The sequence below is a fragment of the Corynebacterium sp. LK28 genome (genome assembly GCF_014335105.1).
GTDB lineage: Bacteria > Actinomycetota > Actinomycetes > Mycobacteriales > Mycobacteriaceae > Corynebacterium > Corynebacterium macclintockiae.
Window position 1 is genome coordinate 298458 of sequence record NZ_PDGZ01000001.1, and the last position, 17673, is coordinate 316130.

A 17673-nucleotide genomic window follows, 5' to 3' on the forward strand; every position below is an offset into this window, starting at 1 on the left:
CTCTGCTAGGGAAGGATTGAAGGGCCCGACCCCCGGAAAGTGGACACATCGGGGGCTAGCTATGCTGCTGTGGTCAGTATAGCCGAAGTCTCGGCTTCAAAGACATCAGGAGCTACGAGATTGCACCAGGAGTGCCGCCTGCGCGTGTTGTAGCGCATGCACCACCGGAAGACCTCTTGACGACAGCTAATTGGGTTGTCAAAGACTTTCCGATCACGCAGCACTTCCCGCTTTAAGGTGGCGTTAAAGGATTCTGCCAGGGCATTATCGGCACTCGTTCCAACTGCGCCCATGGACTGGCGCACACCTAACGACGAGCAGTAGTTCCTAAAGGCTTGTGAGGTGTACACGCTGCCGTGATCGGAATGGAAAATAGTCCCGTCAAGACTGCCGCGCACGCCGTGTGCGTGGGCTAGAGCATCGATAACTAGTGAGACCCGCATGTGGTCTGCGAGTGCATAACCTGCAAGTTTACGTGAATACGTGTCAATGACTGTGGCAAGGTACATGTTTTTGCCTCCCCTACACGGCAGGTAAGTAATGTCACCGACATACACACGATTTGGCTCGCCAGCTGTGAACTTGCGGCCTACTAGATCTGGCATGACACGGTGACCAGGCTTACGCCTGGTAGTAATGCATCGACGCCGTTTGCTAAAGCCTTTTAACCCCATGGATTTCATGATGCGTGCAACTTTCTTGTGATTGATCGGGATATACGTCGTGTCCTCCTTGAGGCTTGCGGCGATGCGTTTAGCACCATAAAGCCCGTGCTCATCATCGAAGATGGTCTTGATTCTTGCACCAATAACGGCATCAGAATACATCTTTAACCTGCGTTTTTTACGGGTGCTCACCCACTTGTAAAACGAGGAACGATTCAGCTTTAACACATCGCACATCCGCTTAACCGAGTACTCGGTTAGGTGGTCATCGACAAACTGGAAGCGGATCACCAGTGAGTCTCTTCGGCAAAATACTTCGCGGCCTTACGCAGGATGTCGCGTTCTTCGCGCAGCTTAGAGACTTCTTTTTCCAGCTGACGGATTCGCGCAGAATCATTCGCCGCTTGGGCTTGATCGTGCACGGCCTTCGTGCGGGCACGTTTGCCAGTGCCGTACTTTTTGACCCAAGAATGTAGCGAGGCACGGTTGATACCGAGCTCAGCTGATGCTGAGTTCAGCGAGAGATCCTCGTTGTTCTCATAGAGGGCTACGGCATCGCGTTTGAACTGTTCGGAGTACCTGGACATGGTGGTAGATTACCTTTCTTCCCAGCTCGACTGGGCTGGATATCAGGTGTCCACCACATGGGGGTCAGGTCCCCTGAGCCTGTCATCGATGCCATGCTTGCTGCCATCCACGAACAGACCGTATCCATTGCCGGCGCAGAATACGCCGAACTTGGCGTAGCAATGTCCGCCACAGATGCACTAACCAAACTCGAGCATCGTAAAGAAATCGAAGCGCAGGTACTCAAGCTGATTCAGGACATTCCGCAGACCGAGATTCTTTTATCCATGCCTGGTATCGGCCCGCGTAGCGCAGCGCAGATCCTCATGACTGTTGGCGATATGTCCGACTTCCCCGATGCAGCGCACCTAGCATCCTATGCAGGGCTATCACCGCGGACGAATCAGTCAGGAACGTCTATCATGTCGAATTCGCCTAACCGGGCTGGCAACAAAAAATTAAAGAACGCCCTATGGCAATCGTCTTTTGCATCGATCAGATTCCACGAGCGTTCCCGGCAATTCTATGAACGAAAACGCAAAGAAGGCAAAAGACACAACGCCGCAGTCGGCGCACTCGCACGCCGGCGCCTCAACGTTCTCTTCGCCATGATGCGAAACGGCGAGCTCTACCGAGACATCTCCACAGTCCAGGAGGCCGCAGCAGCCTAGAACCAACAGACCCTCACCTCAAGCCGATTGCACAGCAAGCCCAATCGGCTCCTCACCGTGCCCGAAAACAACATCCACAAGGAAAAGCAGAAACCCTTCACACCCCCCCAACAAACTCACCCACGGAATTGACAAACTATATAGGAACACCTCCCTGGGCGATGGTGCAGGCGCGGAGAGCGCCGCTGTTGCCGATGCCGCGCCCAACACCGCGACGGTAGTAGAGTACCCGCTGCCGGTGCAGGAGTTTGCGGTGACCCGCTACGATTTGCCCGCCGGCACCACGGTTTCCACGCAGCTTCCCGGACCGGCCATCGCCCTGGCTACTTCTGGTGTGGTCACGGTAAACGACCTGGAGCTAGCCCCGGGCGAGGCCGCCTGGTTGCCGGTAACCGGCGGCGACACTACCCGCCTTAGCGCGGCCGCGGGTAAAGATTCGCAGCTCTTTATCGCGGCGGCGCGCCCTGCGCGGCAAGTAGCGCTACCGCGCCGCTGGGGACGCCGCCGCGCGACAAGTAGCACTGTCGCGCTAACCGGCGCTATTTACGACATGGTGGGGCGGCGGAACGCAGCTGCGGCGGCTAGCAGCACTACGGTGAGTGCTACCATCCAGGCCACGAAAGCCCAGACTGCGGTGCCGGGCTGGCCGGTGGCAAGGATTTCGGCGCTTGGCGTGCCGTCGATGGCGGCGCCGGCGCGGGCGGCGAAGGTAAGCGGATTCCACCGGGCGATGGGTTGAACCACACCAGCGAATTGCTCCACGGGCACGAGGCCGCCGTTAAGTGCCATGGCCGCCATGATGATGGGGGCCGGGCCAATGGCGGCCTCCGGGGTGGCGCACATCGCGCCCACCATGGCCGATAGCGAGGCGGCCACCACCGCGCCGAAGATGATGACTAACAGCACCCAGCCAAACCCGGCCAGCGTGTGAATACGCAGGCCAGAAGCCACGGAAGCCAGCAGCACCGCGCAGCCGGAGATAAGGCTGCGTAAGGAATCGAAACACCAGCGGCCGAAGATCTCCGGGCTGGTGCCGTAGCGCGTGGTCGCGATGCGGGTGGTGATACCGCGTTGGCGTTCCTTAATTATCTGCGCGGCGGCGGAGGTGCCATTCATCAGTTCGCTGGAAAGGATGAGCGCGATGGTAAGCGGTAACGCGTCGAGCGTGGCAGAGCCTTGCGAGGCCGCCATGAGGTCGCCAAACAGCCACCGCATGACCAGGAACATCAAAACGGGACCAGCCACGGTATTGGTAATTACCGCGCTATCGCGGCGGGCGGCGTGCAGGTGCCTTCCAAAATGCGTGGCGACAGTGGACAGCCAGGTGGTGTCGTGCGACACGGTGGCGGTGGTGTGGTTAGTCATGTTTCCTCCCCTGGAAAGCGGTGATAAAGCCCCATACGCCAACGACGGTCATGGCGATGAGCCAGCACAGTGCTTCGACTCCGCGCGCCCCCAGGGCAGCGCCACCTAGTAGGTTGCGGGCGGTGTCCAAGATGGGAGATAGCGGTACGTGCCGGATGATGGGGCCAATGCCGCCGGGCAGCGCATCCGCAGGCACGAATGCGGTGGAGAACATCACCATGACCAGCACGAGGTTTTGGAAGAGCAAGGACGCCGAGGTGGGCTTGGGGGCCAACAGGCAGGAGCCATCGATAAACGCGGAGAGGATGATGGTGAGGGCGGCGAAAAGGGCGATGGTAAGGATAATACGACCCGGTCCGGCAGCGTAGCGGGCACCGAGCAGGATCGTGGTGAGGACGACGATGCTGCACGACCACGCGGCGCGGGTGAGATCTGCCAGCAGCCGGCCGACAACCGTGGCCCAGGCGGGCGTCCCGGTGGCGCGGATGCGGTCGTGGATGCCGTTTTCGGCGTCACGCGTAATCGCCAAGGAGGAGCCCCCGGCGGCGAACACAATCGCCTGAATAACGCCGGCGGGCAGGAGGAAGGCGGCGTAATCGATGCCGAGTTCCGTCGAAGCCTTGGCGAAGGTGGCGTAAAAGATGACCATGAACAGGCTGGGTATTGCCACGGCGGAAACCATTACGGCCTTGTTGCGGACGGTGCGCAGGACATTGCGGTGCCACGAGGCAGCGACTGCTCCGAGCGCGTTCACTGGGAGCCTCCACCGGTGTGGGGAGCCTGCTGCGCGATGTCGCCGGACCCGGCGATAGCGAAGTAGACATCGTCCAAGGAGGGCGGAACCAAGGAGACGTCCGCGACCGAGGTGTCGTCGCCATCCCACAAGGCCAGCGCCCGGACTAGGGTGCGGTGGCCATCGGGCGCATCGACGCGCAATACGGTGTCCTCTTGGCGGCAGTCGATGCGGTGTTCTTGCAAGGTGTGGGTGAGGCGTGCGGCATCGTCCGGGCTAGACATCGTGATGAGGCACACCGTGGTGCCATAGCGGTCCTTGAGCTCGGCGGGGGTGCCTTCGTCGAGCACCTTGCCTCCGGCGAGCACGGCGACGCGGTCTGCGAGCTGGTCAGCTTCTTCCAGGTATTGGGTAGTAAGCAGGATCGAGGTGCCGTCGGCCGCCAGCCCGCGGACGGTATCCCACACGGAGCTGCGCGCGGCGGGGTCGAGGCCCGTGGTCGGCTCGTCGAGGAACAGCAGCGCGGGCGGGACAGTGAGGGAGGCGGCGATATCTAACCGCCGGCGCATGCCGCCCGAGTATGCCGAAACCAGGCGGTCGGCGGCGCCAACCAGATCGAAGCGCTCAAGAAGTTCCGCGGCGCGGGCCTTCGCATCGCTAGCTTTAAGCCCTGCCAGGCGGCCAAAGAAGATGAGGTTTTCCTTGCCGGTAAGCTCCTCATCCACTGCGGCGTATTGCCCGGTCAGCGCGATGGAAGCGCGCACCTTGGAAGGATCCGTGGCTAAGTTGTGGCCATCGATGATGGCGGTTCCGCCCGTGGCGGGCAGCAGCGTGGAAAGGACATTGACCAAGGTTGTCTTGCCGGCACCATTGGCGCCTAGGACGGCGAGGATGCCCCCGCGCGGAATGGCGAGGGTCACACCGCGCAGGATTTCCGTTCGCTTCTTGACTTTTCCCAGGCTACATCGCAGATCTTGGACATCAAGCACCAGGTCGCGGCCTTTTGCGTGGGCGCTGGTTGAGGGGACTGCGGTGGCGCTGGGGTCACCGCTAGCGGTTGCCGTGGTGGGGTTTTCTTTCATGATTCATCCCTGGATATACGTCAACGGTCTATTAGACGGCGCACCGATTCTCCTACCGCAGAAGGAAAACCGATTATTGCCCGCGAACGATGGATTGTGGTCCACGGAGCAAGCGCCTGGGGTAGTGCCAACTAATCCTTAGAAAATGATGTATGTCTAGCGGCACCGGGTCGTGCACAGCGCCCCGCAGGAGAGGGCTGCACAGGTCGGCTGATCGGCGGCGACGCTGCAGGTTGCTGCAAAGTTGAGCATACCATAATTAGGCATGGCATGCTTGACAATTAAGTCGAAGGCCTGTAAGCCACCAAGTGTGAGCTAAGAATCTGGGTATTCCGACTAGTCAGGGTCAAACCGCGTGGCTGACCGTAATTCGTATTGTGGCTCGCGCCTCTCAAGCACAAAGGAGTATCCATGGATTCTCGAGAGCAAATCGAAGATAAGATTCTCTGCGGTCAGCCCTTCCGCCCTATTGAGGACCCGGATCTCTATTACGAGATGATGGAGGCGGCGGAGAAGTGTCACGATCTCAACCAGCTTCGTCCACTTCAAACAGCGGAGAAGCAGGCAGTGATGGCAGACCTGCTTGGTGAACTGGGGGAGCGCTTAATGGTTTTCCTGCCATTTCATGTCCAATATGGCTCGAAAATCAAGGTCGGAGATGGCGTGACCTTCAATCGAGGAACGACGGTACTTGATATGGCCCCGGTGACATTTGGCAATGAGGTCATGGTTGGTCCATGGTGTTCCTTCTTTGCTGGCAATCACGCCTTAGACCCCGTAGAGCGGCAATACATGGTGTGTACCGGGGGTGCGATCACCATACAAGACCATGTGTGGCTTGGTGGCAATTGCACGGTAACTGCGGGTGTCACGATTGGGCATGGTGCAGTAATTGGTGCTGGCAGTGTTGTGACAAGAGATATTCCGCCCATGGTACTCGCAGCCGGTAATCCGTGCCGAGTCATTCGTGATATTGGCCCGGAAGATAAGCTCATGGGGGAGTCTTGGGTTCCTGAGTGGCCTAGTTGGATTACGGATTGAGACGGCTGTGAAAGTTCTCGCGGTCGTCCTGGGTTCTGAGGGTGATATGCTGCCATTTGCGCACCTTGGTGTCGCACTTCGAGATCGTGGCCACCAGTTTGTTTTGGCTGGGTTTAGCGAATTCGGCGGGAGTTTTCGTGCAAACGGGGTGGACTACATCGAGTTACCCGGTGATTACCGGGCGTTAATGAAGCGCCTTTTGGGCGATAGTAAAGGCATGATGGACACTGTCTTAGGTATCCGTGAGATGATATCTGACGCCCACGTTTTCGATGTGTTAGAGCATGCCATGGATGGCGTTGACGTGGTCATGTACACCCAATTCAGTGAAGTTGCTCGGTTGTTAGGGGCTGCACGCGGAGTCCCCAGCGTTCGGGTGCAGGTTTTCCCTACCGAACCCTGCCTCCGTTACAGCCTCGTGGATCCGCGAAAACTGGACGGCTCTGTCGGAGCTCTGGTCACCCACTGGATGTCCAATACTCTGATGGCTTGGGCGATGCGCCCAGTGATAGCGGCATGGCGCCGTAGGTTGGGGCTGCGTCAGCGAGCGCTCTCCTCTCCACCAACCACGATCTACCAATTCAGTCCCGCGTTGAGTCCGCCGGCGCCGGAATGGAAAAACCACATTCACGTCACTGGCGAGTGGCTTGACCCGCACCACAGTGAACTCGCCCTAGACCCAGCAGTCGAGGAGTTTGTGGCTGCCGGCTCGGCCCCGGTTCTGGCAAGCTTTGGGAGTATGGTCTCAGATCGCGTTTATGACCTTCAACGATGGACTCGAGACGCGTGCATCGAGCATGGTCTGCGGGCGATAATCGTCGATCCCGATCATGAGCCTGGTGTGAGAGAAGGAATCCTCACCGTCGCCCGGGTCCCGTTCGCGACTGTGCTTCCGTGGTGCCGTGCAGGCATCTGCCACGGCTCACTGGGCACCACCGGGGCGATCCTGCGCGCCGGCAAGCCGTGCCTTGCGGTTGCATTCGGTGGTGACCAACACTTCCATGCCAACGCAGTTTGTCGAAACGGTGCCGGGCCGAACTATATTGACGCCCAGCGAGGCGAACTGAGTGCCCAGTCCCTGGCCGCCGGAATTGCCGATTTGGTAAGTGGAGCATACGACTCCGCAGCCCGCAGGATGCCCGAGTTGCTTGCCACAGACCCGGGTACCGTCGCAGCAGTAGAAATCGTGCTTAATCAGTCCGACCTAGCGAAAGGCGAAAAATGACAGAAATCAGCTGCGAGGGAGTCTTTCCGTTTGTGGCCGGACATCGCACTGGAACCCTCTTGTTTTGCTTCCATCACGCAGGAGGCAGCGCTTCCGTCTATCGTGGATGGGTGGGGGTCAACCCAAGCATTGACGTGGTGCCGGTGGAGCTTCCCGGAAAGGCAACCCGTCGCCGAGAGAAATGGGTAAGCGACTTCGACAAGCTCGCCGATATGTGCGCAACCGAGATAGTAGATCTGGCGGCGGGCGCGCCGATTGCGTTGTACGGCCACTCCATGGGGGCAGCGCTGGCCTACCAGGTTGCTGCCTGCCTGCAGCAGATGCATCGGCCCACTATACCGGAAGCCGTGGTGGTGGCCGCACGGCAGGCGCCCGGAGAAACCGTGCCTGGGGAATACCACTCGTCAATGGGGTTCGGTGCGCTGCGCAGGGAGTTTGAGAAGGTAGGTGGCACACCACCTGAGATCCTTGCCAATGATGATGTGATGAAGCTGCTGCTCGCTGACATTCGTCGCGATTATGTGTTACACGAGGGCTTTCACCATGCAACCACGGTGCTTCGCTCTCCTGTGCTGGCATTGGCGGGGGATAGCGACCCAGCTGTCAGCCCAGAGATGCTTTCCCGGTGGGAAAATTTTACCAGCGGTAGTTTTGAACTGAAGGTCCTGCCGGGTGGGCATTTCTTCCCGCTCGATACTGGAACCGAGTTCCTCGACCTGCTTGCCGGTTTTCTAGCGGGAATTACTGGGAACACTGCCTGGTTAGCGCGGAACAATGCGTGATTGTGACTGTTAAGTAAAGAGGCCCCGATGACCGAACAAAAACCACCCATTACATTTAGGCAAATATCTCAACCTGCCCACCGGCAGATCACGGTGTCGCTGCTATTGGCGGTGCTGGCGGCGGTTTTGACGCTGGTGCCGGTAATCGTGCTGGTTGAGCTGGTGCGCACCGTAATGCTGTCCTTCCAGGGAGAGCCGATAGATGCGTCAAAGCTGTGGCTGCTAGTCGCGGCGCTCATGGTGGCCACCGTCCTACATGGACAGGCAACCGTGAAGAGCCTCCAGGTAAGCCACCAGGCCGACGGCCTTTTGGGCGAGCACTTACGCCAGCAGCAGATTACCAAGCTGGGTAGGCTCCCGCTGTCTTGGTTTACGCGGACACCTTCGGGGACTGTGAAAACCTACATCGAAGACGACGTCACCAAGATCCACCAGCTCATCGCCCACGCGCCGCACGATTATTCGGCCGGTGTACTCGTACCGCTATTGAGCCTGGGATACATGTTCGTGGTGGACTGGCGGATAGGCCTGCTGGGCCTGGTACCACTGCTGTTGGCAGTGGCCACCATGCCGTTTATGATGCGCGAGTTTCAAGAAAAGGCGGAGAAATTTAAGTCCAGCCAGAAGCAGCTAGACGCCGCCGTCGTAGAGTTGGTGCGCGGCATCCCGGTTATCAAGGTGTTTGTTCCGGAAGGCTACGACGAGAGCATTTTCCTTAGTCGTTCCCGGAGTTTTGGTGGGTTCTATCGCGAGTGGTTGCACGCCACCGTACACCCCACCGCTTTGATGAAGATCTTCACCTCCACCGGGTTTGGCCTGCTGGTGGTAGCCGCGGCCAGCCCGTGGCTCATCACGTCTGCGGGCGTACCAGTGGCCGATGTGCTGGCAGCGTTTTTGTTCATCAACAACATCGCCGCGCCTCTGCTTATGCTTTCGCGCACTAACATCATGTTTTCGGAGGCGAAGGCTGCCGCGGCGGATCTCACCGAGTTCTTCAACATCCCGGTATTGCCGCCCGCTGCTGGCGGCAGGGAGCCTGCAAACGCCGGAATTGAGTTGAAAGATTTAAGCTTCTCCTACGTGCCGGACACCCCGGTGCTTTCCGGCATTAACCAAAAACTTACCGCCGGCAGCATCACTGCGGTGGTGGGACCTTCCGGCTCGGGGAAGTCCACGTTAGCCGCGCTCATCCCCCGGCTATTAGACCCCACGGAGGGGTCGGTGCGCATTGGTGGCGTCCCTAGTACTGATCTCCGATCTGACCAGCTCTACCGTAGGGTAGGGTTCGTCTTCCAGGACCCTTACCTTATGCGGATGAGCGTGCGGGATAACATTCGCCTCGCTCACCCGGAGGCCACCGACGCAGACGTGGTTCGCGCCGCCCGCGCCGCCCAGATTCATGAGCGCATTACCCATCTGCCGCGCGGCTACGACTCGGTGGTGGGAGAGGACGCGCAGCTTTCCGGTGGCGAGCAGCAGCGGCTGGCTATTGCCCGGTCCATCTTGCTCGACGCGCCGATCCTCGTGTTGGATGAGGCCACCGCTTTTGCGGATCCGGACTCCGAGGCCGCGATCCAGCGGGCCATTACCGAGCTGGTGGCCGGGCGCACGCTAGTAGTTATCGCACACCGGATCCACACGATCACCGGCGCTGACCGGATCCTCATGCTGGAAAACGGTGAGGTCACCGAAGCAGGCACTCACGAAGAGTTAGTGGCGGCAGGCAAGGGCTACGCCACGATGTGGGCACGCTACCAAACCGCGCAGGCGGGCATCCAAGGGGAGGAAAAATAATGATCCGCACGCTCTATTCACTGGGCAGTCCGGCTGATCGTCGCCGTCTGGTGCTGGTCCTTACGCTAATTGGGATTTCCGCGGTGGCGTTGGCCATTGGCCTTATCCTCATTGCACTGTTTTTGGACACGCTGTTTAGCGAAGATCCCGCGCAGGCCGCAGCATGGTTGCCCTGGATCATTATCTCCGTCCTCGTCTACGCCGCCGCAGACTGGCCCACTGAGGTTATTGCCCAGGACCTGGGGCATGATTACGTGCTGCGCATCCACCGGCTTATCGCCGATCGCACGGCACAGCTACCCCTGGGCTATTTTGAAGAAGATCGCGCCGGCCAGATCGGTGTTGTAGCCACCAGCGGTGCGCTGTTTGCCGCTAACGCGCCGGCAATGATGCTGCGGCCCATGCTGCACGGTGCTGCCTCGGCCGGTTTGGCTTGCGTGTTTCTCATCGCCGTGGACTGGCGGCTGGGGCTGGTTACCGTTGCAGTGGCTGCCGTGGTGTGGTTCGCCTATAACCGCCTAATGCGGCAGTACCGCGTGGCAGAGCGCCAGAAGGGCGAGCGCAACGAGCACGGCGCCGCGGAGGTGCTGGAGTTCGCCCAGGTGCAGCCGGTGCTGCGCATGGCTGGGCCGGATTCGCTGGGGGAGCGCGCCGTGCGCGCCTCGATTCGAGAGCAGCTTAGCGCCCAGCAGCACACCCAGAAGACAGGTGAGATGATCATGGGTCGTCTGGCTTTAATCATCATGGTCGGTACCGTGGTCATTGATGCCCTGGCCACCGTGCTACTTCTCAACCACTGGCTAGAAGCAGGCACCTACATTGGCGTCATTGTGTTGGTGTTCATCCTGGCTCGCGTTGCTATGTCGGGCATACCCTACGGCGAGGGCTTGGAATCCGCGCGCAATACCTTAGATGAGATCCAAAAGATCCTCGATGCGCGGGTGTTGCCGGAGCCTGCGGTTCCGGCGGCGCCACGCGACTATGGCATCGAGTTCGATGGGGTGGGCTTTGGCTACGAACCCAACACCCCAGTGGTCCGCGACGTGAGTTTCCGCGTGGCGCCCGGAACTACTACTGCGTTGGTGGGTCCCAGCGGCTGCGGCAAGAGCACCTTGCTAAAACTTGCGGCACGCTTCTATGACGTTGACCAGGGGACCATCCGTATCGGTGGTGTGGATATTCGCGATCTTGGCTCCCGGGCGGTGTTGGATTCGCTGGCTATGGTGTTCCAATACGTGTACCTCTTCGAGGACACACTGTATGAAAACATCCGCCTGGGCTGCCACAATGCAACGCGGGAGGAGGTGCTCCGCGCAGCGGAGTTGGCCGGTGTCACCGAGATTGCCCGGCAGCTGCCGCAGGGGTTTGACACCCTGATTAGCGAGGGCGGGCAGAATCTCTCCGGTGGTGAGCGTCAGCGTGTCTCCATCGCTCGTGCGCTACTGAAGGACGCGCGGATCGTGCTGCTTGATGAGGCGACTAGCTCTCTAGACGTGCAGAATGAGCACCTTGTGATGCGCGGTATGAAAACGCTTTCTGCCGAGCGCACCATCGTCGTCATTGCGCACCGGCTGCACACCATCCGCGACGCGGACCAGATTGTGATGATGAGTCCCTCCGGCACCGTGGAGTCTATCGGCAACCACGAGGAACTCATGGAGAGTTCCCCACGCTACCGCAGCTTCTGGGGTGAAAAGAGCGACGCCACCAGCTGGAAGCTGTAGGGACTAGCTGTCGCGGCCGCGTAGATACCGCACCGTGCGCGCCAGTGCGAGATCATCGCACGGTTCGCAGGCGGTAAGGCGGCCTTTTTCCACGCGCAGGAGAAGATCGCAGCACCGCGCCACCAGCTCCATGTCATGGGTTACTACCAAAACGGTCTTGCCCTGCCGGGCTAGGGCGTCTAGCAGGTGGGCCACCCGGTGCATGCGGCACAGGTCCAGCCCGCTGGTGGGTTCATCGAAGACGATTACCTCGCGCTCACTTAGGACTGCTGAGGCGATGGCCACGCGCTGGCGTTCGCCGCCCGAAAGCGACATCGGGTGCCGGGCCCGCTTGTCCGCGAGATCAAGTGCACCAAGCACCTCGGTAAGGCGCGCTTCGTTTTTCCCATCCGGTCCACTGGTGCCGATGATTACGTCGGACTCCACGCTCTCCCCGAAAAGCTGGTGGTTTACGTCCTGCATTACTAAATAGGACTGGCGCAGGCGCTGCCGGGGACCCGAGAGCGAGCGGTTATTGATGTCCACCACGCCGGTGGCCTTAGATTCCAGGCCAGTCAGAACGCGCACAAAGGTAGATTTTCCGGCCCCGTTGCGTCCTACCACGCCGATGACTTGTCCTTGCGGCAACTCCGTGTGGCTGATGCTCAGGGATGGCTCTGTAGCCTTGGGGTAGGTGAACTGTAGCTTTTTGAGCACCATCGTGCCACTTGAAGGGCGTGGCTCGCGGGTCACCTCGGGGACCTGCTGCGCTGAGCGCAAGCCCATGCGGTACAGTTCGGCCTTGTCTAGGGTGCGAAACTCCGAGCCGCTGAGATCATGAGCGATCTGCCCGTCCTGCATAACCAGCACTCGGTCCACGATGTCAACTAGGTAGGAAAGCCGATGCTCAGCGATCAGGACGGTGCGGCCCTGTGTCTTCCACTGCGCGACGATGCGGCGCAGCTCATCGACGGCGGCGAGGTCGAGATTTGATGATGGTTCGTCTAGTAGTAGTACCTGTGGGTGCATCGCGGCCACTGAAGCGCATGCTATTTTTTGTTTCTGGCCGCCGGAAAGTGTGAACAGGTGCCGGTCGAGGAGATGAACCATGCCGAAATCTGCGGAAAGTTCCCCAATACGCTGTCGAATCTCGTTGGGCGCCACGCCGAGGTTTTCGCAGCCAAAGGCGAGTTCGCTGGCTACTTCCAGCGTGAAAAATTGCGACTTGGGGTTTTGGAACACTGAGCCTACGCGTTCGGCGATGTCGTGTGGGTGGGCATGAGTGATGTCTTCGTCGTCCAGCAGCACCTCCCCCGAAATCTGGGCGTCGCAGAACGTGTGCGCCACGCCGTTTATCAGGCGTAGCAGGCTGGACTTACCGCAGCCTGATTCGCCACACACTAGAACTAGTTCGCCCTTCGCCACGGTGAGATTTACGTGGTGCAGCACCGGCTCCGCTGTGTTTTGACCATAGGATAGTGACACATCGTGCAGCTTTATCACGGCAGCATCACTATATTTACCAGTAGTAGGATCAGGGACACGACGAGCACGCTTATGACTATTGCGTCGCCTACGCGGAAGCCTATCTCGCACAGCGTGGTTCGTCGGCGAGGCGAGCCCAATCCGCGGGTCACTGCAGACATAGCCAGCTCGTTGCCGATGCTCACAACGGACGCCAACAGTGGCACAAAGCGGTATTCGAGCATAGCGATCGGGTTGCGCAGGCCCGAGATGCCACGCATCTGCATGGCGGTGCGGATATCGCGGTATTCCTCGAGAATCGTCGGGAAGAACCGGAACATGATGGACGTGGGGATGGTCAGGGCGTCGGGGCTCCGCATGCGCTGCATCGCGGCCATGAATTCGCTGGCCGAGACGGTGCGTAGTAGGTACCAGCAGCACGTGATGCCAGGGAGGATGAGCGAAAGCCCTGCGAACCACGTAGCGCACACGTCCACGATGATGTGGCGCTCGGGCAGGGCCTGTACCACCACCGCAGGAAAGCCGGCGAGCACCGCGAAGGTGAGTGCGTATCGCAGTGCAGCGGCCACCATGCCGGAGGCGAGGAAAAGTGCCCCGGGAACGGCAATGAGCATCCACCGGGCGGTGCTGCCCAGCGCCCCACTGGACCCGGCCGGTGAGATGAGCACCGAGGACACCACGAGGATGACCAGCACCGTGGTGCGTGGGTCCAGATGGAGTCCCGCTGTGTGCGTGCCTGATCCGGGCAAAGTGGGCGACATCAGGCGATTCCTGCTCGCTGGAAGTGCTTGGTGAAGATGCGCCGGCCGAGGATCCCGCCGAGGATCCCGCAGACGAAGGTTACTATCACAATGATGAGGAATAGCCAAGTCATCTGGCCAATAGAGGTGAGGCCATCCGCGAAACTAGCACCATATTTGGTCTGCATGCCGCTGCTCTCTATGTAGCGCCGAGTGGTGAAGAAAAGCGGAATATATGATGCGGTGGGTGACACTGCTACAAAGGCATAGGCGATCACACTGTGTATTGCGCTCGTATACTTGCCGGCGCGCAAAATTAACTCGGCAAACACGGCCATGACCAAGCTGAGCAGCAGTGGCCATATGCCTAAACCAAGCAGCAGGCTGGCGAGGCCGCTGAGAAGAAGGAATATGAAGACCATGCCGGGCTTGTGCACCTTGGCCAAGAACAGCATCATCGGGATGCCCAGGATGAGGGCCTGAACGCTGGTGATCATCACGTAGGTGATGGGGGTGATGCCGATGAAGGCGATGACCACGCCGGCTACCAAGTTGATGACGAAGAAGATGCCGATGTTCATCAGGTCGGTGATGTTCAGCCGTCCTGCTTTTGCATCTTTCGGGGTGGTGTGGGGAGTACTGGGCATGATGTTTCCTTTCAGATTAGGCTGCTTGTGCGTAGCACTGGGTTGGGGGCAAGTGGCTTGTCAGGTGAGCGAAACAGGTGTGGCATGAACTCTAAATCTCGCCTTCTTCTACGTCGCTGCCGACGATGTCGGCGATCAGGTCGGACAATTCTCGGACCGTTGGATGGTTGAATACGTCACGTATGGAGATCTCTACTGACATTTCTCGACGAATGGGCCCGACCCCCGGAAAGTGGACACATCGGGGGCTAGCTATGCTGCTGTGGTCAGTATAGCCGAAGTCTCGGCTTCAAAGACATCAGGAGCTACGAGATTGCACCAGGAGTGCCGCCGGCGCGTGTTGTAGCGCATGCACCACCGGAAGACCTCTTGACGACAGCTAATTGGGTTGTCAAAGACTTTCCGATCACGTAGCACTTCACGTTTTAAGGTGGCGTTAAAGGATTCTGCCAGGGCATTATCGGCACTCGTTCCAACCGCGCCCATGGACTGGCGCACACCTAACGACGAGCAGTAGTTCCTAAAGGCTTGTGAGGTGTACACGCTGCCGTGATCGGAATGGAAAATAGTCCCGTCAAGACTGAAGTGTCCCGGGTTTTGTTCCTAGGCTTGTGCCTTGATTTCCATTATTTCTCGACTGGGGTGGTGTTCCCAAAATTCGGTTTCGACTTCAGCCGGCGTGCGGTAGCCCAGGCTCTGGTGGAGCCTTGACTCGTTCCACCAATTCACCCACTCGAACGTCGCGATTTCCACGTCGACGACATCGGCCCACGTTCGCCTATGAATCAGCTCATTCTTGTAGGAGCCGTTGACGTTCTCAGCCAAAGCATTGTCATAGGAGTCGCCCACCGTCCCAGTGGACGCTGCGATACCGTGCTCAGCCAAGCGCTCGTTGTAGACGATGCTCACATATTGTGAGCCGTGGTCTGAATGGTGAATCAAGCCCGTTGTTTCCTTAGCGCACACGATTGCCTGGTTCAACGCCTGCAGCGGCAAGGCTTCGGTGCGCATCGAATCGGACAGCGCCCATCCGACGATCCTCCGGGAGAATACATCGGTCACGAACGCGGTGTACACAAAGCCTTTTCGGGTGCGCACGTAGGTAATGTCCGCCACCCACAGCCGATTAGGGCCAGGGGCCTTAAACTCACGTTTTACCAAGTCAGGGCGATGATCCGGGCCCTTGGGTTTGCGGGTTGTGATTGGTGCCCCACCTTTGCCCTTGCCGGACAGTCCAGCACTGCGCATCAGCCGGGCTGTTTGCTCGCGTCCAATGTCAATGCCCTGGCGGCGCAGCACGCGCCACATTTTGCGAATCCCGTAGACACCGTAGTTTTGTTTATGAACTTCGGTAATGCGCTCTACTAGGGCAGCGTCGCGAAAAGCGCGGGAGCTTAAGCCCCGGGCCTTGGATTGGCGGTATCCACGCGAGCTAAGAAAACCGCCTTCGCGATGCTTGTTTAACGTCTGGCAGATGAACTCGACTGAGAAACGATTCCGATGCTCATCGATGAATCGGATCATTTCCGACGTTTTGGGTCGAGTTCGGATGCGAAAAAAGCTGAGGCGGCTTTCAACAACTCATTGGTGTCCCGCAGCTCTTGATTCTCTCGACGCAACCGTGCGTTTTCTGCAGCAAGGTCCTCGGGCATTGATTCCACAACACGTCCTTCGCGACGAGCGGCCTGCGTCCATTGCCTCGCCGTGTGCCACGAGACGCCCAGCTTTGGGGCTACTGCCTGGCACGCGGCTTGCATCGACATATTTTCCGCCAAGATGCGGTCTTCCACGAGACGGACCACACGGTCCTTGGCATCCTGGTCAAATTTCCTTGGCATATTCCAGATTTTCCCATCTACTCAAACGGAACAAAACCTGGGACACTTCAAATAGTAGTGGGCTGGTATGTGTTCCGGCCCAGGTGCGTGTGCCGTAGAGGGTTTGTGTGGCTCGTCCTTCGATGGCACCGGTGGCAGGGTCGGTGGTCCATAGGTAGCCATCCCCCAGATTCCCCGCAACGCCTTGTGTCATGCCTGGGGTGCCTGGTGTGGCGTTGTGGTCGGCAATGTCGTTCCTGGTATCACTGCTGTAGGCGTCACGGGTGTGGTCACCGCCTGTGTTGGTGGTGTGGGATTACCTTTCTTACCAACCCAACAGGGCCGGGCATCAGGTGTCTACCAAACAGGGGTCAGGTCCGATTGCTCACTACTATTCGCGTTCAAGCGGCGGGGCGGGAATGTCTAACGCCTGGCACCATTCGATAAGTAGGTCGGTGCCGGACTGACGTGGGTGGGTGTAAGTCGGTTCGTGTGCGTCTGGGCCGGCGTAGTACGTGGTGAGGAAATTGCGGATGTTCTCACTGCGAGTGGGGTAGAGGCTGGTAAAGAAGCTGACGAACGCGTCCTTGTCAGGTACTGGCAGTTCTTCCGCAGGCACGTCGTAGACGTGGGAGGGGTTGGTGCCGAAGAAGTATTCAGATTTGGTTCCATCCGCGGATTTGGTGGTGATGAAGGCGAGGAACGTTTCCGCGATGCTAAACATCCACTTGTCCGCGGGGCCAATTCCAGGGTCGCCGAGGCGCCATTCGTTATCGACGAACTCCCAGCCAGCGAAGTATGCCATGGTTCGGTCATCCTCTCGTAATTCTTGTGGTATCACACGTGGGAAGGGTGGCTAACTTCCCTCGGCGCTGGGCGTATTTCCGCAGCCCAGCAGGACACAGTCTGTGCTAATTCAATTTACCGACCGCAACGCTGACTTCAAGTTTTAATTGTGTTTCGGAATACGTGCCACTCATGACAAATCTCTATAACATGCCCGAGGGTCGTCACTTTTAGAACGATTCCGGGAGTAGCCCGGCGTCGTCGTAGATCTGGGTGATTCCTTGTCGGACTCGGTCTAGTCGGTTGGTGGGGTGGAGTTCGTAGAGGAATCGGCTGCCGCGGGGCCAGCGGTCTTTGATCCAGTAGGACGATTCTTTTTCTCGTTTGAGGATGCTCAGAAGTGTCAGTGCGGCGATGTGGATGTTCCGGTCGCAGCTGTGCTTTGCGGCGTTGGCGGCATCGGAAAGCTGTACTTCGTGGCGTTGCCAGTCGGGGAGGATGAAGGGGGATAGTTCTTCTGCGTAGGTCACTGAATCCATGTTGACGCCGGGGAATGCGACGTCTTTGAGC

16 protein-coding genes and 2 pseudogenes are annotated in these 17673 nt (G+C 59.0%); 6 read left to right on the plus strand and 12 right to left on the minus strand.

Translation table 11 applies throughout. The features are described from left to right. Positions 1-59 precede the first annotated feature (59 nt). A protein-coding gene (locus tag CRD15_RS01320) for an IS3 family transposase (RefSeq protein ID WP_141747011.1) occupies positions 60-1252 on the minus strand; the annotation gives its coding sequence in 2 pieces (ribosomal slippage) (positions 60-973 and positions 973-1252; 1194 coding nt in all). A 66-nt stretch (positions 1253-1318) separates the two neighbouring features. Between CRD15_RS01320 and CRD15_RS01325 the strand changes: the two are divergent. Continuing rightward, positions 1319-1903, plus strand: a pseudogene (locus CRD15_RS01325) (transposase); the annotation flags it as partial. Positions 1904-2446: 543 nt separating this feature from the next. On the opposite strand, the gene CRD15_RS01330 reads toward CRD15_RS01325, so the two are convergent. Genes CRD15_RS01330 through CRD15_RS01340 form a run of 3 tightly spaced genes read right to left on the minus strand, consistent with a single transcriptional unit; the run spans position 2447 to position 5083 of the window. Further along, positions 2447-3268 carry an ABC transporter permease gene (locus CRD15_RS01330; RefSeq protein WP_187401710.1) on the minus strand — a complete coding sequence of 274 codons (822 nt, stop codon included), beginning with the start codon at positions 3266-3268 and terminating at the stop codon, positions 2447-2449. Then, positions 3261-4022 carry an ABC transporter permease gene (locus CRD15_RS01335; RefSeq protein ID WP_014303357.1) on the minus strand — a complete coding sequence of 254 codons (762 nt, stop codon included), beginning with the start codon at positions 4020-4022 and terminating at the stop codon, positions 3261-3263. Before CRD15_RS01335 ends, CRD15_RS01330 begins: the two co-directional genes overlap by 8 nt. Further along, positions 4019-5083 (minus strand): ATP-binding cassette domain-containing protein, encoded by a 1065-nt coding sequence (locus tag CRD15_RS01340; protein ID WP_014303358.1) that lies wholly within the window; start codon positions 5081-5083, stop codon positions 4019-4021. The genes CRD15_RS01335 and CRD15_RS01340 overlap by 4 nt, the downstream gene beginning before the upstream one ends. 411 nt (positions 5084-5494) lie before the next feature. Here CRD15_RS01340 and CRD15_RS01345 point away from each other — a divergent pair, with 411 nt between their 5' ends. Genes CRD15_RS01345 through CRD15_RS01365 form a run of 5 tightly spaced genes read left to right on the plus strand, consistent with a single transcriptional unit; the run spans position 5495 to position 11649 of the window. After that, positions 5495-6124, plus strand: a complete 630-nt coding sequence (locus tag CRD15_RS01345; protein WP_014303359.1) for a sugar O-acetyltransferase — start codon at positions 5495-5497, stop codon at positions 6122-6124. A gap of 7 nt (positions 6125-6131) precedes the next feature. Then, entirely contained in the window at positions 6132-7349 is a 1218-nt protein-coding gene (locus CRD15_RS01350) for a glycosyltransferase (protein ID WP_023018094.1), read from the plus strand. Next, positions 7346-8131, plus strand: a complete 786-nt coding sequence (locus CRD15_RS01355; RefSeq protein ID WP_023018093.1) for a thioesterase II family protein — start codon at positions 7346-7348, stop codon at positions 8129-8131. The genes CRD15_RS01350 and CRD15_RS01355 overlap by 4 nt, the downstream gene beginning before the upstream one ends. 27 nt (positions 8132-8158) lie before the next feature. Then, positions 8159-9925: an ABC transporter ATP-binding protein gene (locus CRD15_RS01360; protein WP_187401711.1), complete on the plus strand. Its 1767-nt coding sequence runs from the start codon at positions 8159-8161 to the stop codon at positions 9923-9925. Then, the gene (locus tag CRD15_RS01365) at positions 9925-11649 is read left to right on the plus strand and encodes an ABC transporter ATP-binding protein (protein WP_014303363.1); all 1725 of its coding nucleotides are present in this window, start codon (positions 9925-9927) and stop codon (positions 11647-11649) included. The genes CRD15_RS01360 and CRD15_RS01365 overlap by 1 nt, the downstream gene beginning before the upstream one ends. Before the next feature lie 3 nt (positions 11650-11652). On the opposite strand, the gene CRD15_RS01370 is transcribed toward CRD15_RS01365, so the two are convergent. From CRD15_RS01370 to CRD15_RS01410, 8 genes and pseudogenes are all read right to left on the minus strand, one after another. Further along, the gene (locus tag CRD15_RS01370) at positions 11653-13131 is read right to left on the minus strand and encodes an ABC transporter ATP-binding protein (protein WP_014303364.1); all 1479 of its coding nucleotides are present in this window, start codon (positions 13129-13131) and stop codon (positions 11653-11655) included. After that, positions 13128-13874, minus strand: a complete 747-nt coding sequence (locus tag CRD15_RS01375) for an energy-coupling factor transporter transmembrane component T (protein ID WP_014303365.1) — start codon at positions 13872-13874, stop codon at positions 13128-13130. The genes CRD15_RS01370 and CRD15_RS01375 overlap by 4 nt, the downstream gene beginning before the upstream one ends. Further along, the gene (locus CRD15_RS01380) at positions 13874-14500 is read right to left on the minus strand and encodes an MptD family putative ECF transporter S component (protein ID WP_034970325.1); all 627 of its coding nucleotides are present in this window, start codon (positions 14498-14500) and stop codon (positions 13874-13876) included. Before CRD15_RS01380 ends, CRD15_RS01375 begins: the two co-directional genes overlap by 1 nt. A 91-nt stretch (positions 14501-14591) precedes the next feature. Continuing rightward, a complete protein-coding gene (locus CRD15_RS10195) occupies positions 14592-14702 on the minus strand; it encodes a hypothetical protein (protein WP_155270010.1) in 111 nt (36 codons plus the stop codon). Between the two features lie 50 nt (positions 14703-14752). After that, positions 14753-15082 (minus strand): annotated as a pseudogene (locus tag CRD15_RS01390) (transposase); the annotation flags it as partial. Positions 15083-15103: 21 nt separating this feature from the next. Continuing rightward, a protein-coding gene (locus tag CRD15_RS01395) for an IS3 family transposase (RefSeq protein ID WP_230580339.1) occupies positions 15104-16338 on the minus strand; the annotation gives its coding sequence in 2 pieces (ribosomal slippage) (positions 15104-16047 and positions 16047-16338; 1236 coding nt in all). Positions 16339-16708: 370 nt separating this feature from the next. After that, positions 16709-17122 (minus strand): hypothetical protein, encoded by a 414-nt coding sequence (locus tag CRD15_RS01405; protein WP_034966317.1) that lies wholly within the window; start codon positions 17120-17122, stop codon positions 16709-16711. Positions 17123-17333: 211 nt separating this feature from the next. Continuing rightward, a partial coding sequence (locus tag CRD15_RS01410; protein WP_222866321.1) for a hypothetical protein occupies positions 17334-17673 on the minus strand: 340 nt, incomplete at its 5' end.

Coding starts and splice junctions, on each gene's coding strand:
- CRD15_RS10195 (WP_155270010.1), bottom strand. CDS start 14,702: ATGTCAGTAGAGATCTCCATACGTGACGTATTCAACCATCCAACGGTC.
- CRD15_RS01360 (WP_187401711.1), top strand. CDS start 8,159: ATGACCGAACAAAAACCACCCATTACATTTAGGCAAATATCTCAACCT.
- CRD15_RS01380 (WP_034970325.1), bottom strand. CDS start 14,500: ATGCCCAGTACTCCCCACACCACCCCGAAAGATGCAAAAGCAGGACGG.
- CRD15_RS01355 (WP_023018093.1), top strand. CDS start 7,346: ATGACAGAAATCAGCTGCGAGGGAGTCTTTCCGTTTGTGGCCGGACAT.
- CRD15_RS01365 (WP_014303363.1), top strand. CDS start 9,925: ATGATCCGCACGCTCTATTCACTGGGCAGTCCGGCTGATCGTCGCCGT.
- CRD15_RS01330 (WP_187401710.1), bottom strand. CDS start 3,268: ATGACTAACCACACCACCGCCACCGTGTCGCACGACACCACCTGGCTG.
- CRD15_RS01405 (WP_034966317.1), bottom strand. CDS start 17,122: ATGGCATACTTCGCTGGCTGGGAGTTCGTCGATAACGAATGGCGCCTC.
- CRD15_RS01340 (WP_014303358.1), bottom strand. CDS start 5,083: ATGAAAGAAAACCCCACCACGGCAACCGCTAGCGGTGACCCCAGCGCC.
- CRD15_RS01345 (WP_014303359.1), top strand. CDS start 5,495: ATGGATTCTCGAGAGCAAATCGAAGATAAGATTCTCTGCGGTCAGCCC.
- CRD15_RS01375 (WP_014303365.1), bottom strand. CDS start 13,874: ATGTCGCCCACTTTGCCCGGATCAGGCACGCACACAGCGGGACTCCAT.